The sequence below is a fragment of the Bacteroides propionicigenes genome (genome assembly GCF_018390535.1).
Taxonomy (GTDB): domain Bacteria; phylum Bacteroidota; class Bacteroidia; order Bacteroidales; family Bacteroidaceae; genus Bacteroides; species Bacteroides propionicigenes.
On the sequence record NZ_JAHBBW010000014.1, the window covers coordinates 50,852 to 71,297 of the forward strand.

Genomic DNA, 20,446 nt, shown 5'->3' on the forward strand with positions numbered 1-20,446 from the left:
ATCGTACACGACGATTTAGTAAATTGCAAGCAACGATTTAGTAAATCGTAGACCATGAATTAGTAAATTGTAAATAGTGAAATAGTAAACTAAAAAAAGCCTTGGCAGTAAACAAGAAAAATATAATGACCCGTTACTTCTTCGTAGTCCTCGTCATGGGACTGATAGGAGTAGCTATTATCGTAAAAGGCACTGTCATCATGTTTGCCGAACGGCAGTACTGGCAAGATGTCGCCGACCGCTTTGTGAAGGAGAATGTTACGGTGAAACCCAACCGCGGAAACATCCTTTCATCCGACGGTAAGCTAATGGCGAGTTCCCTGCCGGAGTACCGCATCTATATGGACTTCAAAGCCGGTGGTGAGAAGAAAGACACCATGCTTATGAATCATCTGGGTGAAATATGCGAAGGACTGCACCAAATATTCCCCGATAAAAGCGCCGCCGAATTTAAAAGACACTTGTTAAAAGGGCGCAAAAAGGGAAGCCGTAATTACCTGATTTACCCCAAACGCATCTCTTACATCCAGTACAAAGAAGCCAAGAGGTTACCGGTGTTCAACCTGAACAAATACAAAGGCGGCTTCCACGAACAGATTTACAATCAGCGCAAAAAGCCTTTCGGCTCTTTGGCAGCCCGTACGTTGGGCGACCTCTACGCCGACACGGCACAAGGGGCAAAGAACGGTATCGAGCTGGCATTTGATACGCTGTTGAAAGGACGCAACGGCATCACCCATCGCCAAAAGGTGATGAACAAATACCTGAACATAGTGGACATTGCTCCCGTAGACGGCTGCGACATTATCTCCACCATCGACGTAGGTATGCAGGATATTTGCGAGAAAGCATTGATAGACAAGCTGAAAGAAATCAATGCCAATGTAGGTGTCGCCGTATTGATGGAAGTACAAACGGGAGAAGTAAAAGCCATTGTCAACATGATGAAAGCGGGTGACGGCAACTATTACGAAATGCGCAACAATGCCATCAGTGATATGCTGGAGCCGGGCTCCACATTCAAGACAGCCTCCATCATGGTAGCCCTCGAAGACGGAAAAATCACCCCCGACACCGAGGTTGATACGGGCAACGGCATCATGATGATGCACGGCCGCCCGATGAAAGACCATAACTGGCACCGGGGCGGATATGGCAAAATCAATGTGACACGTATTCTGGAAGTATCATCCAACATCGGCGTTTCTTACCTTATCGACAAGCACTATAGCGACAATCCGCAAAAGTTTGTAGACGGATTGAAGCGTATCGGCATAGACCGCCCGCTTCATCTGCAAATAGCCGGAGAAGGTAAGCCTAACATCCGCGGTCCGAAAGAACGTTACTTTGCCAAGACTACTTTGCCTTGGATGAGTATAGGCTACGAAACGCAAGTACCGCCACTGAACATCCTGACTTTCTATAACGCCATTGCCAACAACGGTACGATGGTACGCCCGAAATTCGTGAAAGCGGCGGTGAAAGACGGTGAGGTTGTGCATGAATTCCCTACGGAGGTTATCAATCCCAAGATTTGCTCGGACAATACGCTGACGCAGATACGGGAGATTCTGTACAAAGTAGTCTCCGAAGGTTTGGCAAAGCCTGCGGGAAGCAAGCAATTTGCCGTAGCCGGCAAAACGGGTACGGCACAGATTTCACAAGGCGCCGCCGGGTATAAGGCAGGACGGGTGAATTATCTCGTCAGCTTCTGCGGATACTTCCCGGCAGAGGCTCCCAAATACAGTTGCATCGTCTCCATACAGAAGCCGGGACTTCCGGCATCGGGCGGTTTAATGGCGGGTAGCGTATTCAGCAAGATTGCAGAGAGGGTATATGCCAAGAATCTGCGATTTGACATACGCAGTGCGATAGACAGCACCACAAATGTGATTCCTGCAGTAAAGGCCGGAGAGATGAACGAAGCGTTGCGTGTGCTCAACACATTGGATGTTCCGGTACAGAAACAGTTTGAAACACAAAAAGGGAGAGAATTATGGGGACACAGCCAGGCTGCCCCGTCTGCCGTTATCCTGCAAAATCAGAAGGTTTCCGCCGGCATAGTACCCAGCGTAGTGGGCATGGGGGCCAAAGATGCCGTTTATTTGCTGGAAAGCAAAGGGCTCAAAGTACGCCTCAACGGAATCGGCAAAGTAAGAAGCCAGTCCATTGCGGGTGGAAGCCGGCTGGTAAGAGGTCAGACAATAGCCTTGACTTTACGTTAACAATAGAATATACATTATATATAATAAGGTATGAAATTAAGCGAACTATTAAAAGCGATACAACCGATACAGATTATCGGCAGTACGGAGATTGATATAACCGGAGTAAATATAGACTCCCGTTTAGTGGCGGCCGGACATTTGTTTATGGCAATGCGCGGCACGCAGACCGACGGGCACACATATATCCCGACAGCCATTGACAAAGGCGCTATAGCTGTGCTGTGCGAAGATATGCCGGAAGAGCTTAACCCCGACATTACATATATCCAAGTAAAGGACAGCGAAAATGCGGTAGGCAAGATTGCCACCACCTTCTACGGCGACCCTACCTCCAAAATGGAGTTGGTAGGCGTAACCGGCACCAATGGCAAAACAACCATCGCCACCTTATTATATAATACATTCCGCTATTTCGGGTATAAAGTAGGACTGATTTCTACCGTATGCAACTACATCGACGACCAGCCCGTTCCGACCGAGCATACCACTCCGGACCCGATTACCCTCAACCGCCTGTTGGGCGAGATGGCAGACTCCGGATGCAAATACGCATTTATGGAAGTCAGTTCCCACTCCATCGCACAGCAACGCATTAGCGGCCTGAAGTTTACCGGAGGTATCTTCACCAACCTTACGCGTGACCACTTGGACTATCATAAGACAGTGGAGAACTACCTCAAGGCGAAAAAGAAGTTCTTCGACGATATGCCGAAGAATGCGTTCAGCCTGACCAATCTGGATGATAAGAACGGACTGGTTATGACTCAGAATACACGTTCGCACGTATATACCTATTCATTAAGAAGCCTCAGCGACTTTAAAGGGAAAGTATTGGAATCTCATTTTGAAGGGATGTTGCTCGATTTCAATAACCGCGAGCTGGCCGTACGCTTCATCGGCAGGTTCAACGCGTCCAACCTTCTTGCCGTGTTCGGCGCAGCCGTGTTATTAGGCAAAAAAGAAGAAGATGTCCTCGTTGCCCTCAGCACTCTGCATCCGGTAGCCGGCAGATTCGACTCAATCCGTTCCCCGAAGGGGATTACCGCCATTGTAGACTACGCCCATACTCCGGATGCTTTGGTGAATGTGCTGAATGCCATCCACGGCGTATTGGAAGGTAAGGGAAAGGTTATTACCGTAGTTGGCGCAGGCGGCAACCGCGACAAAGGGAAACGCCCTATCATGGCGAAAGAGTCAGCCCGTTTGAGCGACCGGGTTATCATCACTTCCGACAACCCCCGCTTTGAAGAGCCGCAAGACATCATCAACGATATGCTGGCAGGCTTGGACAAAGACGATTTGCAGAAAACGATCAGCATCACCGATAGAAAAGAAGCCATAAAAACCGCCTGTATGCTGGCACAACCGGGAGACGTAATCCTCGTTGCCGGCAAAGGACACGAAAATTATCAGGAGATAAAAGGAGTGAAACACCATTTTGATGACAAAGAAGAGTTAAAGGCGATTATGTTTTAGAGTCATAAGGCGGTAATGTGACATCACACTACCCCTTATCACTTATTATTATAAAAGAGAGAGACTATGTTATACTACTTATTCCAATGGTTAGATAAATACGACTTCCCCGGTGCGGGTATGTTCGGTTATACATCTTTCAGGGCGTTAATGGCTATCATCCTGGCATTGCTCATTTCGAGTATATGGGGTGACAAGTTCATTAATTTATTAAAACGCAAGCAAATCACCGAAACACAGCGGGATGCCAGTATCGACCCGTTTGGCGTAAACAAGGTGGGCGTACCAAGTATGGGCGGGGTAATCATAATCTTTGCCATTTTGATTCCCTGCCTGTTGCTGGGCAAGTTAGGTAATATCTATATGATTCTAATGCTTGTCACAACCGTTTGGTTGGGCTCATTGGGATTTGCCGACGACTATATCAAGATATTCAAGAAAGACAAGGAAGGCCTGCACGGTAAGTTCAAGATTATCGGTCAGGTAGGTCTCGGGCTCATCGTAGGACTTACGCTGTATCTCAGCCCGCAGGTCGTTATTCGTGAAAACATCGAAGTGGAAAAGCCCGGACAAGGCATTGAAGTAGTACATGCCGCCAAAGAAATCAAGGCTACACAGACTACCATTCCTTTTTTCAAAAGCAATAACCTTGACTATGCCGACCTCGTATCCTTTCTGGGAGAGCATGCCCAAACAGCCGGCTGGATACTGTTCGTATTCGTCACAATCTTCGTTGTGACAGCCGTTTCCAACGGCGCTAACCTGAATGACGGCATGGACGGCATGGCAGCGGGCAACTCCGCCATCATCGGTCTGACTTTGGGTATACTGGCATACGTATCCAGCCACATCGAATATGCCGGTTATCTGAACATCATGTATATCCCTGGGTCGGAAGAACTGGTAATCTTCATCTGCGCCTTTATCGGTGCAATGATAGGCTTCCTCTGGTACAATGCTTATCCGGCACAAGTATTCATGGGTGATACGGGTAGTCTGACCATCGGCGGCATCATTGCCGTATACGCCATCATTATTCACAAAGAACTATTGATACCGATTCTCTGCGGCATATTCCTCGTAGAGAACCTGTCGGTGATTCTGCAACGGGTATATTACAAGGCCGGTAAACGAAAAGGAGTCAAGCAGCGTCTCTTTAAGCGAACGCCGATACACGACCACTTCCGCACCGGCATGAACCTGATAGAACCCGGTTGCAAAGTGGTATTTACCCAACCGACGCAATTGTTCCATGAATCAAAGATTACCGTCCGTTTCTGGATTGTAACCATTGTACTGGCGGCAATAACAATTATAACGTTAAAGATAAGATAACAATTAAATGAGGAATTCTTCATTCATCATTCTTCATTCTTAATTATAATAAAGTATGAGTAGAATTGTAGTTTTAGGAGCAGGCGAAAGCGGCGCGGGAGCTGCCGTACTTGCCAAAGTCAAGGGTTTCGACACGTTCGTATCCGATATGTCCGCCATTAAAGACAAGTACAAGGAACTGTTGAACAAGTATGACATTGCTTGGGAGGAGGGACAGCATACGGAAGAACTGATACTCAATGCCGATGAAGTGGTAAAAAGCCCCGGTATCCCTAATGATGCTCCGCTGATTCTGAAGTTAAAAGAAAAAGGTATTTCTATCATCTCCGAGATAGAATTTGCCGGACGTTATACAAACGCCAAGATGATTTGTATTACAGGTTCTAACGGTAAGACTACCACTACTTCGCTCATTTACCACATCTTTAAGAGTGCGGGACTGAACGTGGGGCTGGCCGGAAACATCGGCAACAGCCTTGCCTTGCAAGTAGCAATGGAAAAGCACGATTATTATATTATCGAGCTCAGTTCCTTCCAACTGGATAATATGTATAAGTTCCGTGCCAATATCGCTGTCCTGATGAATATCACTCCCGACCATCTGGACCGATACGATCATTGTATGCAGAAATACGTAGATGCCAAATTCCGCATCACGCAAAACCAGACGCCGGAAGATGCCTTCATCTACTGGAACGACGACCCTATTATCCGCAAGGAGTTGGAGAAGCATGGTCTGAAAGCGCATCCCTATCCTTTTGCCGCCGTGAAAGAGGATGGAGCCATCGCTTATGTGGAAGACGGCGAAGTGGAAATCAACGAGCCTATCGCTTTCAATATGGAACAAGAGGAGCTTGCCCTGCACGGAACCCACAATCTCTATAATTCACTGGCTGCCGGTATCTCTGCCAACCTTGCAGGTATCAGGAAAGAAGATATACGCAAAGCCCTGTCCGACTTCAAGGGTGTGGAGCACCGATTGGAAAAAGTGGCGACCGTACGCGGCATCCGGTTCATCAATGACTCCAAAGCAACCAACGTCAATTCTTGCTGGTATGCCTTACAAAGCATGACAACCAAGACCGTACTTATTCTTGGCGGCAAAGACAAAGGGAATGATTATACCGAAATAGAGGACTTGGTACGCACCAAATGCTCAGCCTTAGTTTACTTGGGGCTGCACAATGAAAAGCTGCATGAGTTTTTTGACCGTTTCGGTCTGCCTGTAGCCGATGTGCAAACCGGTATGAAAGATGCGGTAGATGCAGCTTTCAAGCTGGCACAGAAAGGTGAAACGGTATTATTGAGCCCCTGTTGCGCCTCATTCGACCTCTTCAAGAGCTACGAAGACAGAGGTGACCAATTTAAGAAATACGTAAGAGAGCTATAAATGGATTTATTAAAAAGCATATTCAAAGGAGATAAGGTAATCTGGATTATCTTCCTCTTCCTCTGTCTCATCTCCATCACAGAGGTGTTCAGTGCTGCCAGTACGCTTACTTACAAGAGTGGCGACCATTGGGGCCCTATCACCCAGCACAGCATTATTCTAATGGTGGGTGCTGTGATTGTGGTTCTTATGCACAACATCCCCTATAAATGGTTCCAAGTGTTTCCCGTCTTCCTGTTGCCGGCTTCCGCAATATTGCTGGTGCTGGTTATGATGATGGAGCGCATCAATGGCGCGGCACGCTGGATGACATTCATGGGTATACAGTTCCAGCCCTCGGAGATTGCAAAAATGGCGGTTATCATCGTCACGGCTTTTATACTATCCAAAGGGCAGGACGAGGACGGCGCCAATCCGAAGGCTTTCAAGCGGATTATGATAATAACCGGAGTTATCTGCCTGCTCATTGCTCCGGAGAACCTGTCCACAGCGGCATTGTTGTTCGGGGTGGTCTTTTTGATGATGTTCATAGGACGTGTCTCCGCAAAAAAACTATTGATACTGATTGGCGGTTTGGCATCGGTAGGTATTATTGCCGTAACTTTCCTGCTGATGACAAAGAACAGCGACATACCTTTCCTGCACCGGTTTGATACATGGCGCGCCCGTATTGAGAAATTCACGAGTGACAAGGAAGTACCCGCCGCCAAGTTTGACATAGACAAAGATGCACAGATAGCCCACGCACGTATCGCCGTTGCCACCAGCAATGTTGTGGGCAAAGGTCCGGGTAATTCCGTGCAGCGGGACTTCTTGAGCCAGGCATTCTCCGACTTTATCTTTGCCATTATCATCGAAGAACTCGGACTGGTAGGAGGAGTCGTAGTTGTATTCCTCTACATCTGCCTATTGATACGTGTAGGGCGTATTGCCAAGAAATGCGACCGTACTTTCCCCGCCTTTCTCATCATCGGCATCGCCCTGTTACTGGTGTCACAGGCCGTCTTCAACATGATGGTAGCCGTGGGGTTGGCTCCCGTTACCGGACAGCCGCTACCGCTTATCAGCAAGGGAGGTACTTCTACGTTGATAAACTGCGCTTATATCGGCATGATATTAAGCGTCAGCCGATATACAGCCAAGCTGGAAGAACAGAGAGAACACGATGCGCAAATCACCATGCAAGTAGAAGCCGGCAACGGAGACGAGAGTATTTACAGTGAGGCGCAAAGCGCCGCAGAGCCGACAGCCAAAATGCTGAACAGCGATGCCGAATTTGAATAAGATTAATCATCAGTAGTAGCAAGTAGATAAACTTAGATATGGAAACAAAGAATAACAAGCCGCGCATTATTATCAGCGGTGGCGGCACAGGCGGACATATTTTCCCGGCTGTATCCATCGCCAACGCAATTAAGGAGTTGTGCCCCGATGCGGAAATCCTGTTTGTAGGCGCAGAAGGGCGTATGGAAATGCAGCGTGTACCCGATGCCGGCTACAAGATTATCGGTCTGCCTGTAGCGGGATTTGATCGCAAGCATTTGTGGAAGAACTTTGCCGTATTGGTAAAACTGGCGCGCAGCCAATGGAAGGCGCGCAGAATCATCAAACAATTCCGTCCGCAAGTGGCAGTAGGCGTAGGCGGTTATGCCAGTGGTCCTACCCTGAAAACGGCAGGAATGATGGGAGTTCCAACCTTAATACAAGAGCAAAACTCTTATGCAGGTGTCACCAACAAGCTACTTGCCAAGAAAGCCTGTAAGATATGCGTTGCCTACGAAGGTATGGAAAAGTTCTTTCCTGCAGAGAAAATTATCATGACCGGCAACCCGGTCCGTCAAAATCTGTTCGGACATTCCATTTCGCACGAAGAAGCCGTACGCTATTTCAGTTTGGACCCGTCCAAAAAGACTATTCTGATATTGGGCGGTAGTCTTGGGGCGCGAACCATTAACCGGACTTTAACCGCAGGGCTTGACATCATTCGGCAGAACCCCGACATACAGTTCATTTGGCAAACCGGTAAAATATACATCGACCAAGTAAGAGCCGCCATCACCACAGCAACCGGTGAAGCCGTGCATCATCCTCATATCAACGCCATTCCTAATCTGTATGTAACAGATTTCATCAAAGACATGGCGAATGCCTATGCGGCAGCCGATTTGGTAATCTCCCGCGCCGGTGCAGGTTCCATCTCTGAATTCTGCCTGCTGCGCAAGCCTGTAATCCTTGTTCCATCGCCCAATGTGGCGGAAGACCACCAGACCATGAATGCGCTGGCGCTCGTCGATAAAGACGCCGCTATCTATGTAAAGGATGCGGAAGCCCAAGAAAAACTTCTGCCCGTAGCACTGGCAACCGTAAAAGACAGTAGTAAGCTGAAAGAATTGAGTAACAATATCGCCAAATTGGCACTACCCGGCTCGGCAACAATCATTGCCAAAGAGGTACTGAAACTTATAAAATGACAAGGACATGAATATAGAAACTATAAAATCCGTTTATTTCGTCGGCGCCGGCGGCATTGGCATGAGCGCACTGATACGCTATTTCCTTTCCAAAGGCAAATTCGTAGCAGGGTATGACCGCACACCAAGCGCGCTGACCGGACATCTGATTGCAGAAGGTGCACAAATACATTATGAGGAAAACGTCGCCCTCATTCCGGAGAATTGTAAGGAGAAAGAAAGCACTCTGGTTGTGTACACCCCTGCCATTCCTCAAGAACATGCTGAGTTGACATACTTCCATGAAAACGGCTTTGAGATACATAAACGTTCCCAAGTACTGGGTACAATCACCCGCAGCAGCAAGGGACTGTGCGTTGCCGGCACTCATGGAAAGACCACTACGAGTACAATGGCCGCACACCTATTCCACCAGTCGCATATAGGCTGTACCGCTTTTCTCGGCGGTATTTCCAAAAACTACGGAACAAACCTGCTTTTGTCGCAAACCAGCCCGTACACTGTAATTGAAGCGGACGAATTCGACCGTTCCTTTCACTGGCTCTCTCCCTATATGAGCGTCATCACCGCCACAGACCCCGACCATTTGGATATATACGGTACACGCGAAGCTTACCTTGAAAGTTTCCGCCACTACACCACCCTTATCCAACCGGGAGGCGCATTGATTATCCGTAAAGGCCTTGCCTTGCAGCCGGAGGTACAACCGGGAGTAAAGATATACACCTACTCTCGCAACGAAGGAGACTTCCATGCAGAGAATATCCGCATCGGCAATGGTGAAATCTTCATAGACTTCGTTGCGCCGGACACCCGCATCAATGACATCCGGCTCGGTGTGCCCATCGGCATCAACATAGAAAACGGCGTGGCTGCCATGGCGCTTGCCCACCTGAACGGGGTCACCGATGAGGAAATCAAACAAGGAATGGCAAGTTTCCGCGGAGTAGACCGCCGCTTTGACTTCAAGATTAAAACAGACAAGCTCGTATTCCTCAGCGACTACGCCCATCATCCTGCCGAAATCGCACAAAGCGTAACGTCCATTCGCGAACTCTACAAGGACAAGAAGATAACCGCTATCTTCCAGCCGCACCTTTATACCCGCACCAAGGATTTCTACAAAGAGTTTGCAGACAGTCTTTCTCTATTGGACGAGGTGATTCTGACAGAAATCTATCCTGCCCGCGAGCAACCCATTCCCGGTGTCAGCAGCCGGCTCATTTATGACAACCTGCGCCCAGGTATCGAAAAGTGCATTTGTAAGAAAGAAGATATTCTGAACCTGCTTTCGGAGAAACCTATCGAAGTGCTGATAGTGTTGGGAGCCGGCGACTTGGATAACTATGTGCCTTCCATAACCCAATTGCTTGAACAGAGAGCAAACAGTTAATAATAAATCGTGAAACAGTAAATAAGCCTATGATTAAACGGATTTTACTCTCCATCGTCCTGCTGCTTGTCCTCGCCTATCTGGTAGTAGCCGTTACCGCTTTCAACCGAAAGCCGGTCGGTCAGGTGTGCCGCGATGTAGAGTTGGTCATCAAGGATACGGTATACGCCGGTTTCATCACGAAAAAGGAAGTAGCCGCCATGCTGGAGAAGAAAGGCATCAGCCCCATAGGCAAAAACTTGGATCGTATCCGCACCAAGACTTTAGAACAGGTACTCTCCAAGCATCCGCTTATCGACGAAGTGGAATGTTACAAGACACCAAGCGGCAAACTCTGTATCGAAGTAAGCCAACGCATTCCAATCCTGCGGATAATGAGTGCCAATGGCGATAACTACTATCTGGACAACAAAGGCACAGTGATGCCGCCTGATGCAAAGTGCGTTGCACACCTCGCCATTGTAACCGGAAACGTAGAAAAGTCGTTTGCCATGAGGGATTTATATAAGTTTGGTGTATTTTTGCAAAAGAATTCGTTCTGGGATGCACAAATCGAACAGATCCATGTATTACCGGGCAAAAACATAGAGTTAGTACCGCGTGTAGGCGACCATATCATCTACCTCGGCAAATTAGATGGTTTCGAACAAAAACTGAAACGAGTAAAGACATTCTACGAAAAAGGCTTAAACAAAGTAGGCTGGAACAAATATTCCCGCATCAGTGTTGAATTCGGTAACCAGATTATCTGCACGAAAAGAGAATAGTTTCCGTGTAGCAAATAGTAGACAGTAAATAGTAAAATAGTAAATAAAATAGTTATGGCAACAACAGATTTCATCGCCGCTATTGAGTTGAGTTCTTCCAAGATTTCCGGTATCACAGGAAAGAAGAACAGTGACGGAAGTATTCAGGTGTTGGCTTATGCACGTGAAGACGCCTCCTCGTTCATTCACAAGGGTGTCATCTACAACATAGATAAGACAGCGCAGGCATTGACTTCCATCACCAACAAACTGGAAAGCCAGCTTAACAACTCCATTGCCAAAGTATATGTAGGCATCGGCGGACAATCATTGCGCACAGTAAAAAATGCGGTAAGTCGTACACTGGAAGAGGAAGGCATCATCTCACAAGAGCTGGTAGACTCTATCTGCGACGAGAACCTTGAAGTGCCGTTGGCAGACATGAGTGTACTGGATGTTGCCCCTCAAGAATATAAGATAGACAATAACCTCCAAGCCGACCCGGTAGGAGTGGCAGGGCAGCATATCACAGGACAATTCCTCAATATCGTAGCCCGCGCTTCACTCAAGAAGAATCTGGAACACAGTTTTGAGCAGGCAAAGGTAGAGATAGCCGACCTTCTCATCGCCCCGATAGCGTTGGCAAATGCCGTTTTAACGGAAAATGAAATGCGCTCGGGCTGTGCGTTGGTGGATTTTGGCGCCGATACAACTACTATTTCAGTTTATAAGAACAACATTCTCCGCTACCTGAGTGTATTGCCTTTGGGCGGAAACACCATCACCCGTGACATCACCTCATTGCAAATGGAGGAACAAGATGCCGAAAAACTGAAATTGCAATACGGCAACGCCCTTTACGAAGAAGAGGAAGATAGCGAAACTCCCGCCGTATGTACGCTGGACGACGGACGCACTATCGAACAGGCCACACTGAATAACATCATCGAAGCCCGTGCCGAAGAAATCCTTGCCAACGTATGGAACCAGTTACAACTCTCCGGCTATGAAGACAAGCTGTTCTCCGGAGTAGTATTCACCGGTGGCGGCGCAAACCTGAAGAACATTGAAGAAGCTTTCCGCAAGCACAGCAAAATAGAGAAGATAAAAACAATGCGCTTTGTCCATAATACGATTCACGGCTTCAGTGACGTGCTGACCAAAGACGGTATGCAGAATACATTGCTCGGCCTTCTTGCCGCAGGCAATGAAAATTGCTGCCGGCAAGAGGTAAAGCCTGCACAACCTGCCGGTAATCCCACGCCCAAACCGGTAGATATGTTCGGCAATGACGAAGCCCTGAAAGAACAGGAAGCCGCAGCCCGTGCCGCCAAAGCTCAACGCGAGAAAGAGGAAAAGGAGCGCAGAGAGAAAGAACGTAGAGACCGGGAGAAGAAAGATAAAGAGAAGAAGAAAGGTCCCAGCTGGTTTGAAAAAACCTTCAACAAACTCTCCAACGAGATATTCTCAGATGACGATATGAAATAATTCAAAAAAACTATATAATCATGGATGATATAGCACAATTCGATTTTCCGACCGATTCACCAAAGATTATTAAAGTTATCGGTGTAGGTGGTGGTGGCGGTAATGCCGTAAACCATATGTATCGGGAAGGCATACATGATGTTGCTTTCGTCGTTTGCAATACCGACCGCAAAGCATTGGAAGAATCTCCGGTTCCGGTCAAACTGCAACTGGGGCACGAAGGATTGGGAGCCGGAAACCGCCCCAAGAAAGCGAAAGAAGCAACTGAAGAAAGCATTAACGAAGTGCAAGGTATGCTGAATGACGGTACGAAAATGGTATTCATCACCGCCGGCATGGGTGGCGGCACTGGTACCGGCGCAGCCCCTACCATTGCCCGGATTGCCAAAGATATGGATATACTGACCGTCGGCATCGTCACTATTCCTTTCCGCTGGGAGGGGGATAAAAAGATAGATCAGGCACTGGACGGTGTAGAAGAAATCAGCAAACATGTAGATGCGCTGCTTGTCATCAACAACGAGAAGCTGGGCGAGATTTATCCGGACCTCTCCGTTACCAGTGCATTTGCCAAAGCAAATGACACATTGCTGATTGCCGCCAAGAGCATTGCCGAAATCATCACTATGCGAGGCATCATTAATCTCGACTTCAACGATGTAAAAACAGTTATGAAGGACGGCGGGGTAGCTATCATGAGTACCGGTTACGGCGAAGGCGAAAGCCGCGTCAGCGAAGCCATCAAAAATGCACAGCACTCTCCGCTACTCAATAACAATGACATCTTCAACTCCAAGAAAGTATTGCTCAATATTTCCTACAGTCCCGACCATGAACTGATGATGAGCGAAATGGATGAAGTAAAGGAATTTATGAACCGTTTCAACCGTGACTTCGAAACCAAATTCGGTATGGCCGAAGATCCGGAACTGGGACAAAGCGTCAAGATTACCTTACTTGCCACCGGCTTCGGCATTCAGGATATTCATATGAAAGAAATGGATGAACGCATCACTCAGCGTACTGCAGAAGAGCAAAAACGCCTTGCCGAACTGGAAGAGGAAGAAGAACAGAGACGCTCACGCCGCGAAACATACTACGGAAAGGATGCCAATGCCAAGTACCAACGTCTGCGCCGCCGGCATATTTATATTTTCAACCCCGAAGATATGGACAATACTGACATCATCAGCATGGTAGAGAACTCTCCCACCTACCTGCGCGATAAAAGTACACTGGCTACAATTAAAATCAAGGCGGAGGAAGCCGGAATGCTCGCTACCGAAGAAGCCCAAGAAACCGAAAACGGTAATGGCAACGTAATTACTTTCTAAACTGCCGACGCGACGGTTCGAAAACTTCGACCGGAGATAGCAAATTGCAAATAATAAAACTATAAATATAATAAGATGGATTTATTTGAAAAAGTCAGCGAAGACATTAAAACCGCAATGAAGGCTAAAGATAAAGTAGCCCTGGAAACTTTGAGAAACGTAAAGAAAGTATTCCTTGAAGCAAAGACTGCTCCGGGAGCCAATGATACCCTGACCGATACCGACGCCCTGAAAATCATTCAGAAACTGACCAAACAAGGCAAAGATGCTGCCGAAATTTATGTACAACAAGGACGTCAGGACCTTGCCGATGCAGAACTGGCACAAGTGAAAGTCATGGAAGCATATCTGCCCAAACAGATGTCTCCCGAAGAACTGGAAGCTGCCCTGAAAACAATCATTGCCGAAGTAGGCGCTACCGGTGGCAAAGACATGGGCAAGGTAATGGGCGTAGCCAGCAAGAAACTTGCCGGACTTGCCGAAGGACGTGCCATTTCAGCCAAAGTAAAAGAACTGTTGGGATAAGAGTTCCTCCGTTCCCAATATAAGTAGAGCCATATCACTCGCCCGCAATCATTTGTTTATAGTTTTTCTACACCATAAACAAATGATTGCGGGCGAAACTCAATCAAACAACTCTTTCAGAACCTCCAAAGACTTCAATACGGGAAAATCGGGCAGATGCAAACGGTAATACTCATTCATTATTGTCAGACAGCGGGCACGTTCGGTGCGGCTCATGGCAAAGAGATGCATCGTTTCGTAATTCATGCGCATCAACCCCGTCAGGCGAGATGCCTCCTCCGGGCCTATGTAGCCAGAGTGTAGTTGCGGGCGCAACGGGGTAAAACAAGCATTCTGCAAATCAAAGAAATCACCGCTGCGGTAATCTTCCAAATTAGGATATAATCCGAGGAAACGGGACAAACGCATCAAAAAGACCAAATGAAAATTGGCAAAACCGCTGCCGCACTCATCCAACCAAATAATGGAATGCTGCAAATAAGCGAACAGAGGACGGTTTTCCGCTTCTTCACGCAAAGCACGATATAGGAACTCGGACAAAAACAAAGCGATAGCAGACTTATAAGGGTCATAAGGAATGGAAGTAAAAGGATAAAGCGATTTCGCTTCTTTTACTTTATATATAGCAGTATTCGGCCGAAAATCCGCTTCCAGCTCCACCAAGGACAAAGGTTGGAACAATACCGACTTCACCGCCGCCTTGCGCGAACGGGATACCGGAACCAAAAAAGAAGCCCGTCCGGATACCTCTGTATAGATGTCCACTATAATAGAAGTATCCTTATACTTTAAAGAATGCAATACGATTCCCTGTGTTTTCTGTAACATTTCCGTCCTTTGTCAAGTTTCAATCCTGCAAACAAAGCTACAAAAAAAGCATGAAACCACAGAATTTAAAGAAGAGGAATAAAAAAACGAGGTAAAAGAATAAAAAATACAATACATATATACACCTGATTATCAGTAGATAAAATCCAAGAATAAAGGAATTACCTGAGAAATGCTATAAAATTTTCATCAGAAATGTTTGCCAATTCAAAAATAGTTTCTACCTTTGCAACCGCAAACGAAAGGAAAAGCGGATGCAAGAGCGGAAACGCTCACCAAAGGATGGCCCGTTCGTCTATCGGTTAGGACGCAAGATTTTCATTCTTGAAAGGGGGGTTCGATTCCCCCACGGGCTACAATTAAAAGAATAAACGAATTAAAAAAAGATTAGTCGAGATGGCAAATCACAAATCATCACTGAAGAGAATCAGACAAGAAGAGACAAGAAGACTTCACAACAGATATTATGGTAAGACCATGAGAAACGCTGTTCGCAAGCTTCGCGCTACTACAGATAAAGCTGAAGCAACAGCTATGTATCCTGGTATCACCAAGATGTTGGATAAGTTGGCTAAGACTAACATAATCCACAAGAACAAAGCGAACAACTTGAAGTCTAAGTTGGCGGTTTACATCAACAAGCTCGGTTAAGCTGATAAGTAAAAAAGATATGAGAGGCTGGACTTTTTAGTCCGGCCTTTTCTGCATTCACATCATTCCTGCACCACATTCTCAAAGCAAGTCCTCACGATGCTAAAAAGCTGTAAACGACCCAAATTTATCAGAGCACAGGCATGATATATCAAGGATTTTCACTATTTTTGCTTTGTTATTACAATAAGAGAAATTAGATTATGACTGAAGAAGAAAAGATAAACGGCGAAAACAATTACTCGGCCAGTAACATCCAAGTTTTGGAAGGTTTGGAGGCCGTACGTAAACGTCCCGCCATGTATATCGGCGACATTAGTATCAAGGGACTTCATCACTTGGTTTACGAGGTTGTAGACAACTCTATTGACGAAGCGCTCGCCGGTTATTGCGACCACATCGAGGTTACCATTAACGAAGACAACTCTATCACCGTACAAGATAACGGACGCGGTATTCCGGTAGACTTTCACGAAAAAGAACAGAAATCAGCTCTCGAAGTTGTTATGACTGTGCTGCACGCCGGTGGTAAGTTCGACAAGGGCTCTTATAAAGTATCCGGTGGTCTGCACGGTGTCGGCGTATCTTGTGTGAACGCATTGTCCACGCACATGACTACCCAAGTTTTCCGTAACGGAAAAGTCTATCAGCAAGAATACGAATGCGGACATCCGCTTTATTCGGTAAAGGAAGTCGGCACTACCGAGATTACAGGTACACGCCAACAATTCTGGCCGGATGATACAATCTTTACCGAAACGGTCTACAATTACGATATTCTGGCAACTCGTATGCGCGAGTTGGCTTATCTGAATGCCGGAATCAAAATCACGCTGACCGACCTTCGCGTAAAAGAAGAAGACGGAAGTTACAAACAAGAAATTTTCTATTCCGTAGAGGGCTTGAAGGAGTTTGTACGCTACATCGATTCTTCCCGCGAGCATCTGGTGAACGATGTCATCTACATCAACACCGAAAAGCAAGGTACACCGGTGGAAGTAGCCATCATGTACAACACTTCCTACAACGAGAACATCCATTCTTATGTAAACAATATCAATACCATTGAAGGTGGTACTCACTTGGCAGGTTTCCGCCGTGCGCTGACCCGTACATTAAAGAAATATGCCGAGGACAACAAGATGCTGGAAAAGGCAAAAGTAGAGATATCCGGTGATGACTTCCGCGAAGGTCTGACCGCCGTTATTTCTATCAAAGTGGCCGAACCGCAGTTTGAAGGGCAGACCAAAACCAAGCTCGGCAACAACGAGGTTATGGGAGCCGTAGACCAAGCCGTGGGCGAAGCGCTCTCCTACTATCTGGAAGAGCACCCCAAAGAGTCCAAGGTAATTGTAGACAAGGTGATATTGGCAGCACAAGCACGTGTGGCAGCACGCAAGGCACGTGAATCCGTACAGCGCAAGTCGCCGATGTCAGGCGGCGGTATGCCGGGCAAACTAGCCGACTGTTCCAGCAAAGACCCGGAAGAATGCGAATTGTTCCTCGTCGAGGGTGACTCTGCAGGCGGTTCTGCCAAACAAGGACGTAACCGCGCTTTCCAAGCTATCCTGCCGCTTCGCGGTAAGATTTTGAATGTGGAGAAAGCCATGTGGCACAAAGCATTCGAAAGCGACGAAGTAAACAACATCATCCAAGCCTTGGGTATCCGCTTCGGTGTAGACAGCGAAGACAGCAAAGAAGCCAACATAGACAAGCTGCGTTATAAGAAAGTAATCATCATGACCGATGCCGATGTCGATGGTTCTCACATCGACACACTGATTATGACGCTCTTCTTCCGCTATTTCCCGCAGGTAATACAGCAAGGTTACTTGTATATTGCCACTCCCCCGCTCTACCTTTGCACCAAGGGCAAAGTAAAAGAGTATTGCTGGACAGACCAGCAACGCCAGAAGTTTATCGACACTTATGGCGGCGGTTCGGAAAATGCAATCCATACCCAACGCTACAAAGGTTTGGGTGAAATGAACCCGGAACAGCTGTGGGAAACAACCATGAATCCGGAAAACCGTATGCTGAAACAAGTACATCTTGAAAATGCCGCCGAAGCCGACTACACGTTCTCCATGCTGATGGGTGAAGACGTAGGTCCGCGCCGCGATTTCATTGAAAAGAATGCAACGTATGCAAATATCGATGCATAAAAGGACAGTGATTAATGATTAGCATTTAGTCATTAATCACCGAATAACGTTTTTATTTACCAACCTCACATCTTACAACGAAGAAGCTCCGGACGGGCAGGAAATACCTGTTGACCGGAGCTTTTCTTATATCATTCCTTGCTTTTTCATTTCCTCAGCCGCCACTTCCAGTTCGGCATACCAGTCTTCACCGAATTTGCGTATCAGAGGCTCTTTCAGAAACTTATATACAGGGACATCCTCTTTCTGTCCTAATAACACCGCTGCCTTGCAGACATCCCAGCGATGGTAGTTCACCGCTTTATAAGGGCCGTAATCGCCTATACGAATAGGATAAAGATGGCAGGAAACAGGTTTGTAGAAGTCCGTTTTGCCTTCTCTGTACGCTTTCTCTATGGCGCAATAGCAACAGCCTTTCTCATCATAGCAAGTAAATACACAATCCTTATTATTAACGATAGAGGTTACCAAATCGCCCTCTTCATCCGTGTACACCACACCCTGCGCATCTATCACAGCCCGTGCTTCCGAAGAAAGTTCATTCCAAATCGCGGGAAGCACTTCTTCAAGTTTCTCCACTTCTTCCAATTCCACCGGAGCACCGGCATCCCCTTCAATACAACATTCACCCTTACAAGCTTCAAGGTTGCAAAGGAATTTCTCACGCAACACATCGAAGCTGACTACTATATCACCAATCTGTAACATTGTTTTAAATTAAAAAATTAAAGGCCCAAAGCCATATTACAAACGAAATAAGGCGCAGAGTACACGGGAACATATACGGAGTAAGCACCGTGTAACCCGTGTAATCTGCGCCTAAATTATCTAATCCGGCCTCTTAATTACTTTATCAAGTCTTTACCCGTCATTTCAGCCGGTTGCTTCATACCCAGAATATGCAGGATAGAAGGAGCCACATCCGCCAACACACCGTTTTCCACCTTAGCGTCCTTGTTTGCCGTTACATAAACAAACGGAACAGGATTCAAAGAGTGAGCCGTATTCGGAGTGCCATCCTCGTTCAGAGCATGGTCGGCATTACCGTGGTCGGCAATGATGATTACCTCATAATCGTTGGCTTTGGCAGCTTCTACCGTATCTTTCACACATTCGTCGATAGCTTTTACGGCTTTCTCAATGGCTTCGTAGATGCCGGTATGACCAACCATGTCACCATTTGCATAATTCACTACGATGAAATCGAACTTCTTCGTATTGATAGCCTCAACCAATTTGTCTTTTACTTCGTAAGCGCTCATTTCCGGCTTCAGGTCATAGGTAGCAACCTTGGGAGACGGAACAAGGATACGTTCTTCGGCATCGTACGGAGTTTCGCGACCGCCGTTGAAGAAGAATGTAACGTGAGCATACTTCTCCGTTTCGGCAATGTGAAGCTGGGTCTTGCCATTGGCAGCGAGGTATTCGCCTAATGTATTCTGTACATTTTCCTTATCAAAGAGAACATGAACACCCTTGAAAGAAGCATCATACGGAGTCATGCAGTAATACTGCAAGTTAGGGATGGTATGCATTCCCTGTTCCGGCATATCTTGTTGGGTCAGAACGATAGTCAACTCCTTGGCACGGTCGTTACGGTAGTTGAAGAAGATTACAACATCACCCTCCTTGATAGTGCCGTCGCAGTTGGCATTCACAATCGGTTTGATGAATTCATCGGTTACACCTTCGTCATAAGACTCTTGCATAGCCTGCACCATATCGGAAGCAACCTTGCCTTCACCGTTTACCAACAGGTCATAAGCCACTTTCACACGCTCCCAACGTTTGTCACGGTCCATAGCGTAGAAACGGCCCACGATAGAGGCAATCTTGCCTGCCGACTTCTCGCAATGCGCTGTCAGTTGTTCGATGAAACCTTTACCGCTCTTCGGGTCGGTATCACGGCCGTCCATGAAGCAATGGATAAATGTATTTTCGATGCCATATTCCTTTGAAATATCGCAGAGTTTGAACAAGTGGTCGAAAGAACTGTGCACACCACCGTTACTGGTCAGTCCCATAAAGTGGACACTCTTTCCGTGTTCTTTAGCGTAAGAGAAAGCAGAAACTATTTCCTTGTTCTTCAAGATACTGCCGTCGGCGCAAGCGCGGTTAATCTTTACCAAGTCCTGATATACGATACGTCCTGCACCGATATTGAGGTGGCCTACTTCCGAGTTACCCATCTGTCCGTCGGGCAATCCGACATTCTCACCGCTTGCCTGCAACTCAGAGTGCGGATAAGTAGCCAACAGACTATCCCAATAGGGAGTAGGCGTGTTGAAAATCACATCATCTTTGCCTTGATCGCCGACACCCCAGCCATCAAGAATCATTAAAAGGGCTTTCTTACTCATAATTATTATTGTTTTAATTGTACAATCTCTTTCTCACATAGAAAACACTGCGGAGG

General features: G+C 46.9%; 16 protein-coding genes and 1 tRNA gene. 14 read left to right on the top strand and 3 right to left on the bottom strand.

Features of this window, described 5'->3' with window-relative positions:
- Positions 1-125 precede the first annotated feature (125 nt).
- The 11 genes from KG118_RS14865 (at position 126) to KG118_RS14915 (ending at position 14,386) form a co-directional block, all read left to right on the top strand.
- On the top strand, positions 126-2,225 hold the full coding sequence (locus tag KG118_RS14865; protein WP_117711710.1) for a penicillin-binding protein: 2,100 nt from the start codon (positions 126-128) through the stop codon (positions 2,223-2,225).
- 30 nt (positions 2,226-2,255) lie between these two features.
- Complete coding sequence (locus KG118_RS14870; protein WP_117711671.1) at positions 2,256-3,704, top strand: UDP-N-acetylmuramoyl-L-alanyl-D-glutamate--2,6-diaminopimelate ligase; 1,449 nt, start codon at positions 2,256-2,258, stop codon at positions 3,702-3,704.
- A gap of 66 nt (positions 3,705-3,770) precedes the next feature.
- Positions 3,771-5,039 (top strand): phospho-N-acetylmuramoyl-pentapeptide-transferase, encoded by a 1,269-nt coding sequence (gene mraY / locus KG118_RS14875; RefSeq protein ID WP_117711672.1) that lies wholly within the window; start codon positions 3,771-3,773, stop codon positions 5,037-5,039.
- Between the two features lie 55 nt (positions 5,040-5,094).
- Positions 5,095-6,429: a UDP-N-acetylmuramoyl-L-alanine--D-glutamate ligase gene (gene murD, locus KG118_RS14880; protein WP_117711673.1), complete on the top strand. Its 1,335-nt coding sequence runs from the start codon at positions 5,095-5,097 to the stop codon at positions 6,427-6,429.
- A complete protein-coding gene (locus KG118_RS14885) occupies positions 6,430-7,713 on the top strand; it encodes an FtsW/RodA/SpoVE family cell cycle protein (RefSeq protein ID WP_117711674.1) in 1,284 nt (427 codons plus the stop codon).
- 38 nt (positions 7,714-7,751) lie between these two features.
- The gene (murG, locus tag KG118_RS14890; RefSeq protein ID WP_117711675.1) at positions 7,752-8,900 is read left to right on the top strand and encodes an undecaprenyldiphospho-muramoylpentapeptide beta-N-acetylglucosaminyltransferase; all 1,149 of its coding nucleotides are present in this window, start codon (positions 7,752-7,754) and stop codon (positions 8,898-8,900) included.
- 7 nt (positions 8,901-8,907) lie between these two features.
- On the top strand, positions 8,908-10,293 hold the full coding sequence (locus KG118_RS14895; RefSeq protein WP_117711676.1) for a UDP-N-acetylmuramate--L-alanine ligase: 1,386 nt from the start codon (positions 8,908-8,910) through the stop codon (positions 10,291-10,293).
- A gap of 29 nt (positions 10,294-10,322) precedes the next feature.
- The gene (locus KG118_RS14900) at positions 10,323-11,060 is read left to right on the top strand and encodes a cell division protein FtsQ/DivIB (protein WP_117711677.1); all 738 of its coding nucleotides are present in this window, start codon (positions 10,323-10,325) and stop codon (positions 11,058-11,060) included.
- Positions 11,061-11,114: 54 nt separating this feature from the next.
- A complete protein-coding gene (gene ftsA / locus KG118_RS14905) occupies positions 11,115-12,527 on the top strand; it encodes a cell division protein FtsA (protein ID WP_117711678.1) in 1,413 nt (470 codons plus the stop codon).
- Positions 12,528-12,547: 20 nt separating this feature from the next.
- Positions 12,548-13,861 (top strand): cell division protein FtsZ, encoded by a 1,314-nt coding sequence (gene ftsZ, locus KG118_RS14910; protein WP_117711679.1) that lies wholly within the window; start codon positions 12,548-12,550, stop codon positions 13,859-13,861.
- 75 nt (positions 13,862-13,936) lie between these two features.
- Positions 13,937-14,386 carry a GatB/YqeY domain-containing protein gene (locus KG118_RS14915; protein ID WP_117711680.1) on the top strand — a complete coding sequence of 150 codons (450 nt, stop codon included), beginning with the start codon at positions 13,937-13,939 and terminating at the stop codon, positions 14,384-14,386.
- A 99-nt stretch (positions 14,387-14,485) separates the two neighbouring features.
- On the opposite strand, the gene recO is transcribed toward KG118_RS14915, so the two are convergent.
- Positions 14,486-15,214 carry a DNA repair protein RecO gene (recO, locus tag KG118_RS14920; protein ID WP_117711681.1) on the bottom strand — a complete coding sequence of 243 codons (729 nt, stop codon included), beginning with the start codon at positions 15,212-15,214 and terminating at the stop codon, positions 14,486-14,488.
- A 284-nt stretch (positions 15,215-15,498) separates the two neighbouring features.
- Here recO and KG118_RS14925 point away from each other — a divergent pair.
- The 3 genes from KG118_RS14925 (at position 15,499) to gyrB (ending at position 18,030) form a co-directional block, all read left to right on the top strand.
- A tRNA-Glu gene (locus KG118_RS14925) sits at positions 15,499-15,570 on the top strand.
- A 40-nt stretch (positions 15,571-15,610) separates the two neighbouring features.
- On the top strand, positions 15,611-15,865 hold the full coding sequence (gene rpsT / locus KG118_RS14930; RefSeq protein ID WP_117711682.1) for a 30S ribosomal protein S20: 255 nt from the start codon (positions 15,611-15,613) through the stop codon (positions 15,863-15,865).
- Between the two features lie 203 nt (positions 15,866-16,068).
- Positions 16,069-18,030 (top strand): DNA topoisomerase (ATP-hydrolyzing) subunit B, encoded by a 1,962-nt coding sequence (gene gyrB / locus KG118_RS14935; protein ID WP_117711683.1) that lies wholly within the window; start codon positions 16,069-16,071, stop codon positions 18,028-18,030.
- A gap of 126 nt (positions 18,031-18,156) precedes the next feature.
- Here the strand turns inward: gyrB and KG118_RS14940 are convergent, their stop codons facing one another.
- The gene (locus KG118_RS14940; protein ID WP_117711684.1) at positions 18,157-18,738 is read right to left on the bottom strand and encodes a DUF3109 family protein; all 582 of its coding nucleotides are present in this window, start codon (positions 18,736-18,738) and stop codon (positions 18,157-18,159) included.
- Between the two features lie 137 nt (positions 18,739-18,875).
- Positions 18,876-20,390, bottom strand: coding sequence for a 2,3-bisphosphoglycerate-independent phosphoglycerate mutase (gene gpmI / locus KG118_RS14945; protein ID WP_117711685.1), 1,515 nt, complete (start codon positions 20,388-20,390; stop codon positions 18,876-18,878).
- Positions 20,391-20,446 lie beyond the last annotated feature (56 nt).

What these genes read in the sequence shown, in the direction of transcription:
- KG118_RS14900 (WP_117711677.1), top strand. Translation starts at nt 10,323, where the DNA reads ATGATTAAACGGATTTTACTCTCCATCGTCCTGCTGCTTGTCCTCGCC.
- KG118_RS14885 (WP_117711674.1), top strand. Translation starts at nt 6,430, where the DNA reads ATGGATTTATTAAAAAGCATATTCAAAGGAGATAAGGTAATCTGGATT.
- recO (WP_117711681.1), bottom strand. Translation starts at nt 15,214, where the DNA reads ATGTTACAGAAAACACAGGGAATCGTATTGCATTCTTTAAAGTATAAG.
- rpsT (WP_117711682.1), top strand. Translation starts at nt 15,611, where the DNA reads ATGGCAAATCACAAATCATCACTGAAGAGAATCAGACAAGAAGAGACA.
- murD (WP_117711673.1), top strand. Translation starts at nt 5,095, where the DNA reads ATGAGTAGAATTGTAGTTTTAGGAGCAGGCGAAAGCGGCGCGGGAGCT.
- gyrB (WP_117711683.1), top strand. Translation starts at nt 16,069, where the DNA reads ATGACTGAAGAAGAAAAGATAAACGGCGAAAACAATTACTCGGCCAGT.
- KG118_RS14895 (WP_117711676.1), top strand. Translation starts at nt 8,908, where the DNA reads ATGAATATAGAAACTATAAAATCCGTTTATTTCGTCGGCGCCGGCGGC.
- mraY (WP_117711672.1), top strand. Translation starts at nt 3,771, where the DNA reads ATGTTATACTACTTATTCCAATGGTTAGATAAATACGACTTCCCCGGT.
- ftsZ (WP_117711679.1), top strand. Translation starts at nt 12,548, where the DNA reads ATGGATGATATAGCACAATTCGATTTTCCGACCGATTCACCAAAGATT.
- KG118_RS14865 (WP_117711710.1), top strand. Translation starts at nt 126, where the DNA reads ATGACCCGTTACTTCTTCGTAGTCCTCGTCATGGGACTGATAGGAGTA.
- KG118_RS14940 (WP_117711684.1), bottom strand. Translation starts at nt 18,738, where the DNA reads ATGTTACAGATTGGTGATATAGTAGTCAGCTTCGATGTGTTGCGTGAG.
- KG118_RS14870 (WP_117711671.1), top strand. Translation starts at nt 2,256, where the DNA reads ATGAAATTAAGCGAACTATTAAAAGCGATACAACCGATACAGATTATC.
- murG (WP_117711675.1), top strand. Translation starts at nt 7,752, where the DNA reads ATGGAAACAAAGAATAACAAGCCGCGCATTATTATCAGCGGTGGCGGC.
- ftsA (WP_117711678.1), top strand. Translation starts at nt 11,115, where the DNA reads ATGGCAACAACAGATTTCATCGCCGCTATTGAGTTGAGTTCTTCCAAG.
- gpmI (WP_117711685.1), bottom strand. Translation starts at nt 20,390, where the DNA reads ATGAGTAAGAAAGCCCTTTTAATGATTCTTGATGGCTGGGGTGTCGGC.
- KG118_RS14915 (WP_117711680.1), top strand. Translation starts at nt 13,937, where the DNA reads ATGGATTTATTTGAAAAAGTCAGCGAAGACATTAAAACCGCAATGAAG.